The organism is Nocardia sp. bgisy118 (genome assembly GCF_057708605.1).
In genome coordinates this window covers 1-14067 of record NZ_JBYISM010000010.1, presented here as the reverse complement: position 1 = coordinate 14067, position 14067 = coordinate 1, and the positions used below count along the sequence as shown (strand labels likewise).

The window sequence follows — 14067 nt, the reverse complement described above, 5'->3', positions numbered from 1 at the left end:
CGCTCGGCGAGCTCACCGATGTCGACAAGGTCTTCGGTGGACAGCGTTGGCTCCCTCGTTCGTATTGGTCGTGGACCACCAGCTTAAGTCCAGGCCAGCCGCCATAGGCGCAAATGGGGGCCGGATGCGGCGGGAACCACAGAATCGATGCGCCACGCGCCGTCCGGTCTCCCGCGCGTGGCACCGCAGAATGGAGACATGGAGAAAGCCCCCGGCACTATCGCGGTCATCGACGCGCCCACCCCGGCGGCGCCGACCGGGTTCTTCGTCGACGAGGCCGCCAAGCGGCGCGACCTGTGGAAGATGAAGGCGGTCGCCACCGGTCTGCTGGCGTTTGCCACCGCGGTCTATCTGTTCTGCCGTTGGCTGGAATCGCGCGGCGAGGGCGGCGACTGGGTCGGATATGTGCGTGCCGCTTCGGAGGCGGGCATGGTCGGCGCGCTCGCCGACTGGTTCGCGGTGACGGCGCTGTTCCGGCATCCGCTCGGCCTGCCGATTCCGCACACGGCGATCATCCGCAAGAAGAAGGATCAGCTCGGCGCCAGCCTCGGCAGTTTCGTCGGCACGAATTTCCTCGCGCCCGAGGTGGTCTCGGCCAAGGTGAATTCGGCGCAGATCTCGCTGCGCGTCGGCCGCTGGATGGCCGACCCGCAGCATGCCGCGCGGGTGGCCGAGGAGAGTTCGACGATCCTGCGCGCGGTGGTCGGGGTGCTGCGCGACGAGGACGTCGAGCAGGTCATCGACAACACCATCGTCAAGCGCATCGCCGAACCGCTGTGGGGGCCGCCGATCGGCCGGGTGCTCGCCGAGTTGCTGGCCGACAATCGGCAGTTGCCGCTGCTGGACATGCTTGCCGAGCGTGCGCACCAGTGGGCGCTCGGCAGCCAGGAGACCATCGACCGGATCGTGCTGCGCGATGCGCCGCAGTGGGCTCCGAAATTCGTGAACATTCTGCTTTCGGAAAAGATCTACCGCGAGCTCGTCGAGTTCACCTGGAAGGTGCGGTCGAATCCCGAGCACGAGGTGCGTTTGGCCGCGAATCGGTTCCTCGAGGAATTCGCGCACGATCTGCAGTACGACGACGCGATGATCAAGAAGGCGGAGCGGATCAAATCGCAGATCATGGGCCGCGAGGAAATCACCGGCATGGCCGAGGCGACCTGGCGCGCGGCCAAGCGGCTCATCCTGGAGTCGGCCGACGATCCGAACAGCACGCTGCGGCGCAAGGTGGGGGAGAATGTGCAGCAGCTCGGTGAGCGGCTGCGCGACGACGCCGAGATGCGAGCGAAAGTGGACGGCTGGATCGACCGCGGGGCGCGCTACCTCGTGTCGAACTACGCGAGCGAGATCACCACATTGGTCACCGACACGGTGGCCCGATGGGACGCCGAAGAGGCGAGCAAGAAGATCGAATTGCAAGTGGGACGTGACCTGCAATTCATCAGAATCAACGGAACCGTCGTCGGATCGCTGGCCGGTCTGGTGATCTACACGGTTTCGCAGCTGTTGTTCCAAGGCTGACAGAGCGGCACGCCGAAGGTGTGCTAACAGCGTGCTTGCAAGAGTTAGCACCCTGCCCTAGAATTGAACCCGTACAACCGCCAGAAGGTGAGTGATGGCAGACCATCCCGAGGTTTCCGCCGAGTACACCGACAGTTCGGCCGAGCGATCGGCCGGCGTCGGGGAACGAGGGGGTCGCGTCGCGAACGCGGCGCACGACATCGGAGGTTTCATCAGGGCGCAGCGCGAGGCGGCGCAAGTCTCGCTGCGTCAGCTCGCCGCGCTGGCGGGGGTGAGCAATCCGTATCTCAGTCAGATCGAGCGTGGATTGCGCAATCCTTCCGCCGAGGTACTCGCGCAGATCGCGAAGGCGCTGCGGGTGTCCTCGGAGGTGTTGTACGTACGGGCTGGCTATCTCGAGCAGCGGCCGCACAGTCCGGTCCGGGACGCCTTGCTTGCCGACACCGATATCAGTGAACGGCAGAAGCAGGTGCTCCTGGAGATCTATGAATCGTTTCGCCGGGAAAACGGAGGGAACGAGCCAGGGGGGGAATGGGACAGCGACGTTCCGCGCACGACAACCGACACTCCGCCACGCCAGGAGAACGAAACACCATGACCGACAAGACCGTAACCGTCACCAAGCCTCTGCTCGCCGCCGTCGGCGCCGGGGATGCCGTCTACACCGCCGCCCTGGATGTCGTCACCCAGGTGCGTGAGCGCGCGGCCTCCGCCGATGTGCCCGGCCGGGTGGAAGAGGCGCGCGAGCGCTTCGCGAACGTGCCCGCCGACGTGCAGGCCCAGTTCGAGACGCTGCGCGAGCGGCTCGCCGGCCTGCCTTCCGAGCTGCCGGACGACCTTGCCGAGCTGCGCGAGAAGTTCACCTCCGAGGAGCTGCGCAAGCTGGCCGAGGAGTACTACAACAAGGTCGTCGACCTGTACGCCGACCTGGCCGTGCGCGGCGAGGAGACCGTCGAGCGGCTGCGCGCCAACCAGCGGGTCGAGGACCAGATCGACCGCGTCGAGACCCTGTACAAGGACGCGGCAGGCCGCGCCGAAGAGGTGCTCGACCGGGTCAACGGCCTGATCGGGCGCTCGGGCAAGGCCGTCGAGGACGAGGCCGACGCGGAGACCGAACCGGTCGTCGAGGCCGAGGTCGTCGCAGTCACCACCGAGACCGCTCCGGCCGAAGCGAACGGCGCGCCGAAGAAGGCTCCGGCCAAGAAGGCCCCCGCCGCGAAGAAGGCTCCCGCCAAGAAGGCCGCGCCGAAGAAGGCGTAGCGCGCCGGTCGGACACGCCTGGACGCCCCCGCACAGCCTGCTGTGCGGGGGCGTCACTCGTATCATGGGTCAGGTGAATACCGTGCAAGGGTTGACCGGACTCATCCTGCTGGCGCTGTGGCTCGTCGCGCTCGGCGCGACGATCTTCGCGCTGATTCACGCCATTCGCCAGCGGCCGGACGCCTTCACTGCGGTGGACAAGCAGACCAAGCCGATCTGGCTGGCGATCCTCGGCGTGTCGCTGCTGCTTCTGCTGCTCTCGCCCGCCGGACTGGGACTGCTTGCCTTCGTCGCGATCATCGCGACGGGCATCTACCTGGCCGACGTACGACCCAAGGTGGACGAGATCCAGCGCGGACCGCGCTGGTAACTCGCCCGTCGGCGGTCACCGCCCGGCGCTGTCGACGCGCCGATAGACGAATTTCTCGTGCTTGCATCAGCAAGCAGACTTCGCGCCTCCGCTGGTAGGCGCTCTGATCGCCGCTGCCCTCCGACCGGGCGGCAGCGATTTTCTTGTGCTTGCACTAGCTAGCAGGCGGTACTTCGGGTTACTGTAATTATCAGTAACACAAAGGAGTGTCCGAATGCGTGCACAGTTGCCGCCCGCGTTGGCGGAGCTTCCGGGGAAGGTCCGGAGCTTGCTCGAGGTACATCGCGCCAACCTCAGGGCGCGGACCTACTCGATCGCCGCGCTGAACCCGCCCACCGTCCCGGGTGACGTCATCCCGGTGACCGCGCCCGACGGCACGAAGTTGCGGGTGCACGCGTACGGTCCGGTCGACGCTCCCGCCATCGTGCTGGTACATGGCTGGACCTGCGCCATCGAGTACTGGAACGCCCAGATCAACGCCTTCGCTGGCGAATACCGTGTGATCGCCTATGACCAGCGCGGACACGGTGCGAGCGAGCGCGGCTCGTCCCCGCTGACCATGGATCTGCTGGCCGACGACCTCGCCGCGGTGCTCAGGGCCGCCCTTCCCGCGGGCCGCAAGGCCGTGCTGGTCGGCCACAGCCTCGGCGGCATGACGCTGCAAGCCTGGGCCGGGCGCTACCCCGAGGAGGTCACCCGGCGCGCCGAGGCGGTGCTGCTGACCAACACCGCGCCGCACGGCCTGGTCGCCACCACCACCGTGGTGCCGTTCTTCAACCGGCCGCTGCCGTGGAATCGCACCGGCGTCTCGCTGCCGCACGTCATCGGCAAGCTCGGGCTCGGAACGCCGATCGTGTTTCCGCCGATCAAGCCGGTCAAATGGGTCTTCGCCCGCCAGATCATGAGCCTGGACTCCACCGGCGATCTGGTGGACTACAGCATGGCCGTGGTGCGTTCGTGTCCCGCGCTGGTGCGCGCCGAATTCGGCAGGCTGCTCGCGATCATGGATCTCGGCGAATCGGCCAAGAATCTGGTGGTGCCGACCACGATCCTGGCCGGATCCGCCGACGACATGACGCCGCCGCTGCACTCGGAGATCATCGCCGAGATGCTCGAGTCGGTAGGCAGCCTGGAGCGCTACGAGGTGCTGAAGACCGGCCACCTCGGCAATGTCGAGATGTTCGAGCGGTTCAACGAGGAACTCGCCCGGGTGCTCGACTCGGTGTACACACCCGCGCGCACCGAAGCGGTCGGCTGATCCGAGGCCGATCCCGCGCTGTCCCCGACCGGAGCCGACGATGTCTCCGATCGGGGCCGCCGCGCGAGGGGGGTCCGGTGCGTACCGACGTCGCCGCGGAGGCGGTTCAGTTGAACACGACGGTGCGGCGGCCGTGCACCAGCACCCGGCCCTCCAGGTGCCAGCGCAAGCCGCGGGCCAGCACCACGCGTTCGATGTCGCGACCCTGGCGCACCATGTCACGCACCTCGTCGGCGTGATCGATGCGGATCACGTCCTGCTCGATGATCGGACCCGCGTCAAGTTCGGCGGTCACGTAGTGGCAGGTGGCGCCGATCAGCTTGACGCCGCGGGCAAAAGCCTGGTGGTACGGGCGGGCGCCGACGAACGAGGGCAGGAAGCTGTGGTGGATGTTGATGGCCCGGCCCGCCCAGTGCTCGCACAGTTCGGCGGGCAGCACCTGCATGAAGCGAGCCAGCACCACCGCGTGCGGATCGTGCGCGTCGACCAGTTCGCGCACCTGCTCGAAGGCGGGGCCGCGCTCGGCCGGATCCTTGGGGAACGGCACGTGATGGAACTTCACGCCGTGCGCCTCGGTCATCGCCGCCAGATCCGGATGGTTGCCGATGACGGCCTCGATGGTGGCGGGTAGTTCACCCGAGGCGGCGCGGCCGAGCAGGTCGTGCAGGCAGTGGCCCTCCTTGCTGACCAGCAGCACCGCGCGGCGGCGTTCGCCGGTGTCGTGCAGCTGCCACTCCGTCTCCGGGCCGAGCCGGTCGGCGATCGCGGTGAACCGGTCGCGCAGTTCCGCGATGCCGAAGGGCACCGTCGTGGCCTTGATCGCCTGCCGGGTGAAGAACCAGCCCGTGTCGGTATCCGAGTGGTAACCGGCCTCCACGATCGACCCGCCGAACTCGGCGATGAACGAGGTGATCCCTGCGATGATGCCGGGTCGGTCCGGGCAGCCCAGCGTCAGCACGAAACGGCGATCGTCCGGGGCGGATGGAGCGGAACTCATCGGCCCATCCTCCCAGGTTCCGCTTCACGCGATGCACCAGGACCGGTTGTTCTGTGCGGCATCTCGTCGGATGCCCGTCGTTCGCCGGGAGGGGAGCGGGGCGGCTCGGGTCACCGAATTCCGAGCTGTTCGATCAGAGCTCGTAAAACGGTTCGGCGTAATGGAATTCGCCGGTGATCTGGTCCTCGTAGGTGGTGAGCGGGCGGACCTGGAAGTGCGAGACCCAGTCGGGCTCGTCCGGGGCGATCCCGAGACGAGCGGCGGGCACGAACCCGAACCGCGGGTAGTAGTCGAGGCTGCCGAGCAGGCCGACCAGCGGTTCGTCGAGCGCGTCGGCCGCGCCGAGGGCCGCGTGCATGAGCGCGGAGCCGACGCCGACGCCCTGGTGCTCCGCGTGCACGCCCAACGGCCCGAGGCCGAGCGCGGGGAACGGGCCGACGGCGGCGCGGGTGAGGCAGACGTGCCCGATCACCGTGTCGAACTCCACCGCGACCAGCGACAGGGTGGGGATCCAGCCCGCGTCGCTGCGCAACCGCGCGACCAGATCGACCTCGGGCGGTTCGGCAGGCGACAGCCCGGTGGCTTCGCCGGGTGACGGACCTGTGGTACCACCGGGCGGTGTCCCGGCGGCGCGTCCTGCGTTCTCGCGTGCGTACAGCGCGCCGAAGGCGCTGCGGTGCACCGACGCGACGGCGGGAGCGTCCTCGGCGCGTTCGCGTCGGATCAGCACGGTGTCGTCTCCTCCCGAACGAGTTGGGCCCTCCGCACAACGCTCGTCAGGTGGCCGAGCTTCCCGGAGCCCGCGGATCCACCGACACATACGAGTGTGCGTTACGCCTCGCCAGGCACGCAACGGAATTCGCCTCGCGTGTGCCAGACTCTCGAAACATGTCTGATTCCGCGTCGCTGAGCAGGGCCGAAGTGGCCGCCATCATCGATCACACCTTGCTGGCGCCGGAGGCGACGCCCGCCGAGGTCGCCGCGCTGGTGGACGAGGCACGCGCACTCGGGGTCTACGCGATCTGCGTGTCGCCGTCGATGCTTCCGGTGCGCGCGCCGGGACTGGTGCTCGCCACCGTCACCGGATTCCCCTCGGGCAAACATCATTCGCTGGTGAAGGGCGCCGAGGCCAGGCTCGCGGTGGATCAGGGCGCTGCCGAGGTCGACATGGTCATCGATGTGGGCGCGGCGCTGACGGGCGAGTACAACGCCGTGCTCGCCGACATCGTCACGGTGCGCGAGGCCATCGCCGATCGCGCGGTGCTCAAGGTCATCATCGAATCGGCCGCACTGCCCGACGACGCGATCGTCGAGGTGTGCCGCGTCGCCGAGCGCGCGGGCGCCGATTTCGTGAAGACCTCCACCGGATTCCATCCCGCGGGCGGCGCGAGCGCGCACGCGGTGCGGCTGATGGCCGATACCGTCGGCGGCAGGCTCGGGATCAAGGCCAGCGGCGGCATCCGCACGGCCGAGGCGGCGGCCGAGCTGATCGCCGCGGGCGCGACCCGGCTCGGTCTGTCGAAATCCCGTGCGGTGCTGGAGGGTTTCCCCGCCTGAGCTCCGGCCGCCGCGCGTGTGCGCGGAAAACGGCCGGAGCGGAGGATGTTTCGTCGTCGCAGATCAGCAGCGCAGCTCGGCGTTGTTGCTGTTGCCGGCGGCGGGCAGTTCGGTGTGACCGCCTGCCAGCTGCACCGCGACGCCGTTGTCGGTCACCTTGATCTCGGTGGCCTTCAGGCCCATCGGGTAGCTCTGCAGGCTCTGCGTGATGACGTCGACGATGCCCTCGACCAGATCGGTCGGCAGACCGATGCCGAGCAGCTCGGCCGACTTGGTCTGCACCTCGACGGCACCGTTGCGCACCTCGGGATGCACCTGTAGCTGGGCGAGTCCGCCGAGCACGTCGAGCGTGATCATGCCGGTGGCCGACGACGAGCGGACGCCACTGACCATGCCGCCCAGCGTCTCCTGGATGCCCTCGTTGCTCCAGGTGACGTCCGCGGAGGAGCTGCCGACGCTGCCGCCGCCGTTGCCGCTGTTCACGCCTTCGAGGTCGTTGAACTCGGCGTGCACCACCATGCCGACGGCGGGACCGAACTTGTTGTCCTTGCTGTCCACGGTGACCGACGAGACCTTCCCGTCCAGCCAGGTGATCAGCATCGGCTTGGCGCCGAAGCCCACCTCGATCTGTGAGCCCATCTCTTTCTCGAACTGGCTGCTGATGCAACGGGAGACGACGTGGCGCGCGTACGCCTCGCCGCCGACCAGGATCGTGACGAGCAACGTGGCGACCACGACCAGGGCGATCACCAGCGTGCGCCTGCTGACTTTCAGCGCGGTGGACGGCTTCGTACTCATGCGGACGATTCTTCACGACGTTTCTGTGTGCGCTCTGTGGGCGCGTTGAGGGTCTCGAATGTGACATGTGACACAGAATTCGAGCGTAGCCTGGTCTGCATGGCTGGCGATGCGGCGGGCCGCGCACCCGAATCAGTGGACCAAGGGTGGCGTGTGCTGCGCAGGCTGGCCGGGCGACACGCCGGATTCTTCACCACACGCCAGGTGTTGCGCACGGGATGTGAGGCCAAGGTGCGGGCGGGGCTGGGGGACGGATCGGTGACAAGGGCCGGCGTCGGAATGCTGCGGCTGACCGAATGGCCGGAGGGGCCGCTGGACGAATACGCGATGTGGGCGGCCTGGTTCGACGGCGCCGCCGCCGTTTCGCACCAGAGCGCGGCCGAATTGCACGGTATGGGGCGGTTGCGCCCGCGGTTTCTGCATCTGTCGGTGGGCGCCGGTCGCCCGCCGGTGACCCCGCGACTCGTGGTGCTGCGCCGTCCGCTGATCGGCTCGGACGTGGAATCGGCGGGCGCGTTCCTGGTGACGACGCCGGTGCGCACCGTGCTCGATCTCGCCGAGGCCGACATCGGGCAGGCGGCGCTGGACGAGGTGGTCGGCGACGCGGTCGCCATCCGCCGGTGCGCGGGCTCGGAAATCCGTTCGGCCAGTGTGCGTCTGCCACCGAGGGCCGCGGCCAGGGTGCATCGCGCGCTGACGGGGCTGTGAGACGCGTGGCCGCGATCATCCGGTCCTGCTATGAATTCCGGGTTCGTCCGGTTTTGCCGGGCGCGCGATCGTGGCAGGGTAACTGATCATGGGGTCGGTAGGTACGGGCAGGTGGGATCTGGTTTTTCCGTCCGGAGCGCCCGATCGGGTCGGCGACATGTTCGCCACCGCCGTGATCGCCGACGCCGTGCGCCGGTACGACGCCGATCTCGCGCAGTGGGTCGAGACCTGCCGCGACTGGTCGCGCCAGTATCGCTCGGTGTTTCGGGGGATGACCGCGCTGGCGGCCAGCGCGACCGACGCGTCGGTGGGCATCGCGGGCGAAGGACTGCGCGCCACACGCGATCTGCTGCGGTTCGTCGCCGGGTACAGCGTGGAGCCGCTGCGCGGGGTGGAGATCGGAGCGGTGGCCGCCGACGGCGGGCTCGACACGGGAACCGCCCGAGGCGCGGGGAAAATCGCTCGCCGCCTGGAGGTTCCGTTCGGCGGCGCGGTGCTGGCCGAGGAGGCGCTGCAACGCAAGCTCACCGACTGGCGGCAGCGCGGGATCGTGGAACCCGGTTTCGCGGCCGCGGTGGAACGGGTGATCGACCATCCGGAGTGGCTGGCGCTGCCGGGATTTCGGGTGGTGGTCGCAGGCGCGGGGGAGCTGACGCCGCTGCGCCCGCTGCTGCGCTGGGGCGCCGACGTGCTCGCCGTGGCGCGACCGGGTCCCGCGCGCTGGCACGAGCTGGTGCGGGAGGCCCAGGCGGGCGCGGGCGTGCTGCGCTATCCACTGGTCGACGGGGAACCCGGCGCCGACATCACCAGTCAGTTCCCCGCCCTGGTGCATTGGATCCGAGAACACCTGCCCGGCGAGATCTTTCCGGTGTTCGGCGGGTACGTGACGCGCCGCGGCCCCGGCGGTGTCAGGCTCGCCGCCGCCCTCGATCTGCTGGCCGCCGACCTGCTCGCCGCGCGGCCCGACGCCGCGCTGGCCGGGGCGGGCTCGCCGACGGACTGCTACGCGGTGCCGGAATCGGTCTTCGCGCAAGCGCATTCGCGTCTGCACGAGCGCGGGCCGCAGAGGCTCGGTCGAGACGCACTGCGCGTGCTGACCCGATCCGCCCTCTACCAGCCGAACTATCGGACCGTGGTGGCCGATGGCACGGGCGCAAACTGGTCCGTCACCGACGCGCTGTTTCCATTTCAGGGACCGAATCACGCGCTCGCCCAGCGGATCCTGCGCTGGCGCACGCTCTCCGCTCGGGCCGCGGGCCACCTGGTCTCCTACACCGTCGCGCCGCCGACCTGGACTCGCGGGGTGCTGTCTCAGCGCTCACTGGCCGCCGCCTGCCGCGGCGCGCACCGCTACGGCGTGGAGATCTTCGAACCCGACACCGCCCGCACCCTGCTCGCCGCCAAGCTGGTCGCCGACCTCAACGACCCGGCCCCGGCCGATCCGAACCCGGAATCCCTCTTCGCGGCGGGCGCGGCGCACGGCGGGCTCTGGCGGCTGCCATTCGAGCCGCGGTCTCTGCTGCCCGTCGCGATCGTCACCGGACACCTGCGCGGGCTGCTGCGCTCGGCCGAACGCGGTCACTGACAGGGCGCGACGAGCGACCACGGCACCGAGAGCACGCAGTCGCGCATGCGCCTGCGGTAGTCGCGCACCGGAAAGCCCTGCGCGCGAAGCTGTTCCGCGGCGGCACGCCAGCGGACGCGTGGCCCGTACGGCGCGAGCGGCGCGGCGTGCGCGTACGCGCGATCGGCGGCCAGCAGCAGGGCGTGGATCGGCTCGCCGGGCACATTGCGGTGAATGAGCGCCTTCGGCAGCCGCTCGGCGATATCGGAAGGGCGTTCGACGGTGAACGGATCCCAGGCCAGCGTCAGTGACAGCGGACCGGTGCGGTCCAGCAGCACCCAGGCGCTGCGGCGGCCGAGTTCGTCACACGTGCCGTCGACGAGCAGACCGTCGGGCGCCATCGCCGACAGGATGGTCGACCAGGCGTCCGGCACCGCGGACTCCGGATATTGGCGCAGCACGTTGAACGCGCGCACCAGTACGGGACGCAGACCGGCCAGCTCGAAACCGCCCCTGGCGAACGAGACGCCGTCGCGGCCCGGCACCACCCGGTCCGGATCGATCTCCAGACCCACCATCCGCACGTCCGAGCGCACGGTGCGCAGCCTGGCAGCCAGCTCGAAAGTGGTCCACGGACTCGCGCCGTACCCGAGATCCACCACCAAGGGATCGAGCGCCGCCGACAGGCGCGCGGTGACCAGCTCGTCGTACATCAGCCAGCGGTCGCTGCGCCGCAGCCGGTTGACGCCGGTGGTCCCCCTGGTGATCGTGCCTATCGGTTTGTTCAGCTGGTCGGGTTTCGCTCTTCCAGCCACTTCACCGTTTCCTCGGCCTCGCCGCGGAACAGATCGACGAGGTTCACCAGCATCAGCTGCTCGAGCCGCGGTCCGACCATCGGAATGAACACCTTCGCCTCCGAGGAGAAACGGACGGTGCAGCCGGTCTCGGTGGGGAACAGCTTGATGGTGCCGCCCAGGCTGCCCGGCCCGGCCGGAATCGACGCCGAGAACTTGCCGACCGTCTCCTCGCCGTTGTACGGGCCCCAGCTCTCCTTGCGGGTGATGATCATGTCCTTGCGCATCACCGTCTGCGCGATCTCCGGCAGCATCTCGCGCGGCAAGGTGTGACGCAGGACGACCTCGATCCCCGAATCGCTCACCTCGAGGCTGCTCACCTCGTTGTCCGGCGTGTACTTCCGCATCTCGGCGACCCGCGCCTCCCAGTACTCACGGGTAGACAGCGCCTTGTACAGCTCCTTGGTGGTGTGCAGCGGGTAGCGGGCGGAGTAGTCCAGTCGGCGTGCCATTCGGGAAAGGGTACTGGGCTTGTCTGCGCGCTGGCGCGCGCGGGGTTCGCGGCCCTTTATGTCTCGTGTCCGAGCGGTCGAGACTCGCGACTGCGTCGCATGCGCTTCGACCGCTCGGACGCGAGACGGCCGCGAACGGGCTCGTAAGACTCGCCCTGGGGGTGGTCGGCAGGGGCAGGGATGCTGCGTTTGGGGTCGGCGTGCGCCGTGGCACTGTGCCTGCTCGGCGGCGGGATTTCGCCTGCCGCCATCGCCATGCGGAGACTCGGCAGCTGCGCCGTGGCTACCCAGGTCGAGGGCGGGGATTGGCGCGCTATCGCGCCTTGTCTTCAGGGCTCCTTCGGCTCGACGACCGGCACCTGCCACGGCAGCTTCTGATCGATCGGCTGCCAGCGCGAAGCCTCGAGCGTCAACACGGGCCAGTCGAGGCGTTTGGCCGTGGTGGAGGCGATGTCCTGCGGGGCGCCGATCCAGCCCATGACTCGTCCCAGGGCGGTGATGTGGTCGAGATCGGCCAGGTCATCGAGTAAGACGTGTTCGACGCGGGCGACCACCGCGTTGAGGGTTTCGCTTGACGGCCTCGGCCAGTTGGTCCTCAGTGCTGGGTGAGCCAGATGTTGGTGAACTCTTCTTCCGACTGGAGGAGTTCGGTGAGGCGTTCCTGGATGGCGGATTCGATCTTGCCGCCGAAGAGGGGGACCTTGACTTCGATGGTGCCTTCGACGGTGGTGGTGGCGGAGGTGCCGTCGCCGGTCAGGGTGATGGCGCCGCGGATGGTGGCGGGGGCGCCCTCGACGCGGACGTCGAAGTCGGCGGTGTTGCCGGTCCAGTTCTCGGTGCGCGGGATGATCAGGTCGCCGGGGCGCACGGCGGTGATGGCGGGCGGCAGCTGTTCGGCGGCGATGGCCTGCACCATCTCGACGCGCACCTGGTCACTCTGCACGGTGACCGACTCGAGGCGAGCGTTCGGCCCGCCGACCTCGGCGATACGGTCCTTCCAGTACTGCTCGTTGCCGAAGGCCGCGCGCACGGCGGCGACCGAGTGGGAATAGCGGGCCGTGAACGCCAAGGGTGTAGCCATGGTTGGACACGCTACCGTCTGGAGCGTGCGAACTTCACGTGTGGTGGCGACCGATCGGGCGCGCGATGTGCTTGCCGACACCGGCGCGCTGGTGCGCGACGAGGTGCGGCTTGCCGAGCTGACCACGCTGCGGGTCGGCGGTCCCGCGCTCGTCGCCGAATGCGCCTCGACGCAGTCGCTGGTGGCGACGGTGCGCGCGCTGGACGCGGCGGGCGTTCCGGTGCTGCTGCTCGCCGGCGGCTCGAACCTGCTCATCGATGACGCCGGGTTCGACGGCGTGGTGGTGCGTATCGCGACCGAGGACGTCCGGATCGGCGCGGACGGCGTCGTGGCCGAGGCGGGCGCGAATTGGGATGCGGTGGTCGCCGCGACCGTGGCGGCCGGTCTCGGCGGGCTCGAATGCCTGTCCGGCATACCGGGTTCCGCGGGTGCGACGCCGGTGCAGAACGTGGGCGCCTACGGCGTCGAGGTGGCCGATCTGCTGCGCCGGGTGCGGCTGCTGGACCGGGCGAGCGGCGAGATCCGCTGGGTGGAGCCCGCCGAGCTCGGCTTCGGCTATCGCACCAGCGTGCTCAAGCACCGAGACGACGCGGTGGTGCTCGAGGTGGATTTCGCACTGAACCCGGGCGGAACCAGCGCACCGCTGCGCTACGGCGAATTGACCAGGGTGCTGGAAGCCGCGGAGGGCGAGACCGAGCCCGCGGCGCTGGTGCGAGAGGCGGTGCTGCGCCTGCGGGCAGGCAAGGGCATGGTGCTCGACGCCGCCGATCCCGACACCTGGAGCGCGGGCTCGTTCTTCACCAACCCGGTGGTTCCGCACGCGCGGGTGCCCGAGGTGCGGGCCGCGATCACGGCCCATGTGGGTGACGTCATGATTCCCACCTATCCGGCCGAGGACGGCGTGAAGTTCTCCGCGGGCTGGCTCATCGAACGGGCGGGCTTCGCCAAGGGCTTCCCCGGCCCCGGCGCCGCGGCCCGACTCTCGACGAAACACACACTGGCACTGACGAATCGCGGCGCCGCGACCGCCACGGACCTGGTGGCGCTCGCCCGCGTCGTGCGTGACGGCGTGGCCGAGCGTTTCGGCATCCGGCTCGAACCCGAACCCGTCACCGTCGGTGTCACGCTCTGATCGGGGGAACAGCGGGCGCGCAGCGCGATGACCAGCACGATCGTTAGCCAGGCGTAGATTCGATGCGGTGAGTAAGCGTCCCGTGACCCGTCGACCGGTGGCCGCCGTGTCGGCCGTATTGCTCGTCGTGATCGCGCTGGTGGCGGGTTGCTCCGCCGGCGGCGACGGCAAGCCCGGCGCCGCATCCGGTCCGGTGGCCGAAGTGACCATGACTCCCGCCGACGACGGCGAGGACGTCAACCCGGTCGCACCCGTCTCCGTGACGGTCGCGGACGGAGTGATCGACCAGGTGGCGCTCACCAACGCGGCGGGCAAGCAGGTGCAGGGCGAGCTGAGCCAGGACAGGCGCACCTTCCGCATCACCGAACCGCTCGGCTACGACGCCGCCTACACCTGGTCGGGCACCGGGGGGGGGGGGGGGGGGGGGGGGGGGGGGGGGGGGGGGGGGGGGGGGGGGGGGGGGGGGTGGGGGGGGGTGGGGGGGGGGGGGGGGGGGGGGGGGGGGGGGGGGGGGG

The 14067-nt window shown here is 69.4% G+C and carries 17 protein-coding genes; 10 read left to right on the top strand and 7 right to left on the bottom strand.

Annotated features, from left to right (window positions below; translation table 11 throughout):
- The first annotated feature begins 198 nt into the window (after nucleotides 1–198).
- From AC3EO7_RS14550 to AC3EO7_RS14530, 5 genes are all read left to right on the top strand, one after another.
- A complete protein-coding gene (locus AC3EO7_RS14550; protein ID WP_431966995.1) occupies nucleotides 199–1521 on the top strand; it encodes a DUF445 domain-containing protein in 1323 nt (440 codons plus the stop codon).
- A gap of 94 nt (nucleotides 1522–1615) precedes the next feature.
- Entirely contained in the window at nucleotides 1616–2119 is a 504-nt protein-coding gene (locus AC3EO7_RS14545) for a helix-turn-helix domain-containing protein (RefSeq protein WP_431966993.1), read from the top strand.
- Nucleotides 2116–2781: a heparin-binding hemagglutinin gene (locus AC3EO7_RS14540; protein WP_435591452.1), complete on the top strand. Its 666-nt coding sequence runs from the start codon at nucleotides 2116–2118 to the stop codon at nucleotides 2779–2781. The genes AC3EO7_RS14545 and AC3EO7_RS14540 overlap by 4 nt, the downstream gene beginning before the upstream one ends.
- 64 nt (nucleotides 2782–2845) lie before the next feature.
- Nucleotides 2846–3151, top strand: coding sequence for a DUF2516 family protein (locus AC3EO7_RS14535; protein ID WP_431966989.1), 306 nt, complete (start codon nucleotides 2846–2848; stop codon nucleotides 3149–3151).
- Nucleotides 3152–3365: 214 nt separating this feature from the next.
- Nucleotides 3366–4409, top strand: coding sequence for an alpha/beta fold hydrolase (locus tag AC3EO7_RS14530; protein ID WP_431966987.1), 1044 nt, complete (start codon nucleotides 3366–3368; stop codon nucleotides 4407–4409).
- A 106-nt stretch (nucleotides 4410–4515) separates the two neighbouring features.
- Here AC3EO7_RS14530 and purU read toward each other — a convergent pair whose 3' ends face one another.
- Both purU and AC3EO7_RS14520 read right to left on the bottom strand, forming a co-directional pair.
- Complete coding sequence (gene purU / locus AC3EO7_RS14525) at nucleotides 4516–5406, bottom strand: formyltetrahydrofolate deformylase (RefSeq protein ID WP_431966985.1); 891 nt, start codon at nucleotides 5404–5406, stop codon at nucleotides 4516–4518.
- A gap of 133 nt (nucleotides 5407–5539) precedes the next feature.
- A complete protein-coding gene (locus AC3EO7_RS14520) occupies nucleotides 5540–6136 on the bottom strand; it encodes a GNAT family N-acetyltransferase (RefSeq protein WP_435591451.1) in 597 nt (198 codons plus the stop codon).
- Between the two features lie 158 nt (nucleotides 6137–6294).
- Here AC3EO7_RS14520 and deoC point away from each other — a divergent pair, with 158 nt between their 5' ends.
- On the top strand, nucleotides 6295–6963 hold the full coding sequence (gene deoC, locus AC3EO7_RS14515; RefSeq protein ID WP_431966981.1) for a deoxyribose-phosphate aldolase: 669 nt from the start codon (nucleotides 6295–6297) through the stop codon (nucleotides 6961–6963).
- Between the two features lie 63 nt (nucleotides 6964–7026).
- Here the strand turns inward: deoC and AC3EO7_RS14510 are convergent, their stop codons facing one another.
- Nucleotides 7027–7761 (bottom strand): LmeA family phospholipid-binding protein, encoded by a 735-nt coding sequence (locus AC3EO7_RS14510; RefSeq protein WP_435591450.1) that lies wholly within the window; start codon nucleotides 7759–7761, stop codon nucleotides 7027–7029.
- Nucleotides 7762–7860: 99 nt separating this feature from the next.
- On the opposite strand from AC3EO7_RS14510, the gene AC3EO7_RS14505 reads away from it, so the two are divergent.
- Both AC3EO7_RS14505 and AC3EO7_RS14500 read left to right on the top strand, forming a co-directional pair.
- The gene (locus AC3EO7_RS14505; protein ID WP_431966977.1) at nucleotides 7861–8469 is read left to right on the top strand and encodes a hypothetical protein; all 609 of its coding nucleotides are present in this window, start codon (nucleotides 7861–7863) and stop codon (nucleotides 8467–8469) included.
- A gap of 157 nt (nucleotides 8470–8626) precedes the next feature.
- Nucleotides 8627–10054 (top strand): hypothetical protein, encoded by a 1428-nt coding sequence (locus AC3EO7_RS14500; RefSeq protein WP_435591449.1) that lies wholly within the window; start codon nucleotides 8627–8629, stop codon nucleotides 10052–10054.
- Here the strand turns inward: AC3EO7_RS14500 and AC3EO7_RS14495 are convergent.
- The 4 genes from AC3EO7_RS14495 to AC3EO7_RS14480 all read right to left on the bottom strand — a co-directional run bounded on the left by AC3EO7_RS14495 (nucleotide 10048) and on the right by AC3EO7_RS14480 (nucleotide 12420).
- On the bottom strand, nucleotides 10048–10848 hold the full coding sequence (locus AC3EO7_RS14495; RefSeq protein WP_435591448.1) for a class I SAM-dependent methyltransferase: 801 nt from the start codon (nucleotides 10846–10848) through the stop codon (nucleotides 10048–10050). The two genes, AC3EO7_RS14500 and AC3EO7_RS14495, sit on opposite strands and share 7 nt — an antisense overlap.
- A complete protein-coding gene (locus tag AC3EO7_RS14490) occupies nucleotides 10818–11339 on the bottom strand; it encodes a DUF2505 domain-containing protein (protein ID WP_435591447.1) in 522 nt (173 codons plus the stop codon). Before AC3EO7_RS14490 ends, AC3EO7_RS14495 begins: the two co-directional genes overlap by 31 nt.
- Nucleotides 11340–11668: 329 nt before the next feature.
- A complete protein-coding gene (locus AC3EO7_RS14485; protein WP_435591446.1) occupies nucleotides 11669–11893 on the bottom strand; it encodes a hypothetical protein in 225 nt (74 codons plus the stop codon).
- A gap of 41 nt (nucleotides 11894–11934) precedes the next feature.
- Nucleotides 11935–12420, bottom strand: a complete 486-nt coding sequence (locus AC3EO7_RS14480; protein WP_431966967.1) for a DUF2505 domain-containing protein — start codon at nucleotides 12418–12420, stop codon at nucleotides 11935–11937.
- Between the two features lie 67 nt (nucleotides 12421–12487).
- On the opposite strand from AC3EO7_RS14480, the gene AC3EO7_RS14475 reads away from it, so the two are divergent.
- Together AC3EO7_RS14475 and AC3EO7_RS14470 are read left to right on the top strand one after the other, a co-directional pair.
- Entirely contained in the window at nucleotides 12488–13552 is a 1065-nt protein-coding gene (locus AC3EO7_RS14475) for a UDP-N-acetylmuramate dehydrogenase (protein WP_435591552.1), read from the top strand.
- A gap of 208 nt (nucleotides 13553–13760) precedes the next feature.
- On the top strand, nucleotides 13761–14067 hold a 307-nt coding region (locus tag AC3EO7_RS14470), incomplete at its 3' end, for an Ig-like domain-containing protein (protein ID WP_435591551.1).

What these genes read in the sequence shown, in the direction of transcription:
- AC3EO7_RS14550 (WP_431966995.1), top strand. Translation starts at nt 199, where the DNA reads ATGGAGAAAGCCCCCGGCACTATCGCGGTCATCGACGCGCCCACCCCG.
- AC3EO7_RS14545 (WP_431966993.1), top strand. Translation starts at nt 1,616, where the DNA reads ATGGCAGACCATCCCGAGGTTTCCGCCGAGTACACCGACAGTTCGGCC.
- AC3EO7_RS14540 (WP_435591452.1), top strand. Translation starts at nt 2,116, where the DNA reads ATGACCGACAAGACCGTAACCGTCACCAAGCCTCTGCTCGCCGCCGTC.
- AC3EO7_RS14535 (WP_431966989.1), top strand. Translation starts at nt 2,846, where the DNA reads ATGGGTCAGGTGAATACCGTGCAAGGGTTGACCGGACTCATCCTGCTG.
- AC3EO7_RS14530 (WP_431966987.1), top strand. Translation starts at nt 3,366, where the DNA reads ATGCGTGCACAGTTGCCGCCCGCGTTGGCGGAGCTTCCGGGGAAGGTC.
- purU (WP_431966985.1), bottom strand. Translation starts at nt 5,406, where the DNA reads ATGAGTTCCGCTCCATCCGCCCCGGACGATCGCCGTTTCGTGCTGACG.
- deoC (WP_431966981.1), top strand. Translation starts at nt 6,295, where the DNA reads ATGTCTGATTCCGCGTCGCTGAGCAGGGCCGAAGTGGCCGCCATCATC.
- AC3EO7_RS14510 (WP_435591450.1), bottom strand. Translation starts at nt 7,761, where the DNA reads ATGAGTACGAAGCCGTCCACCGCGCTGAAAGTCAGCAGGCGCACGCTG.
- AC3EO7_RS14505 (WP_431966977.1), top strand. Translation starts at nt 7,861, where the DNA reads ATGGCTGGCGATGCGGCGGGCCGCGCACCCGAATCAGTGGACCAAGGG.
- AC3EO7_RS14500 (WP_435591449.1), top strand. Translation starts at nt 8,627, where the DNA reads ATGTTCGCCACCGCCGTGATCGCCGACGCCGTGCGCCGGTACGACGCC.
- AC3EO7_RS14490 (WP_435591447.1), bottom strand. Translation starts at nt 11,339, where the DNA reads ATGGCACGCCGACTGGACTACTCCGCCCGCTACCCGCTGCACACCACC.
- AC3EO7_RS14480 (WP_431966967.1), bottom strand. Translation starts at nt 12,420, where the DNA reads ATGGCTACACCCTTGGCGTTCACGGCCCGCTATTCCCACTCGGTCGCC.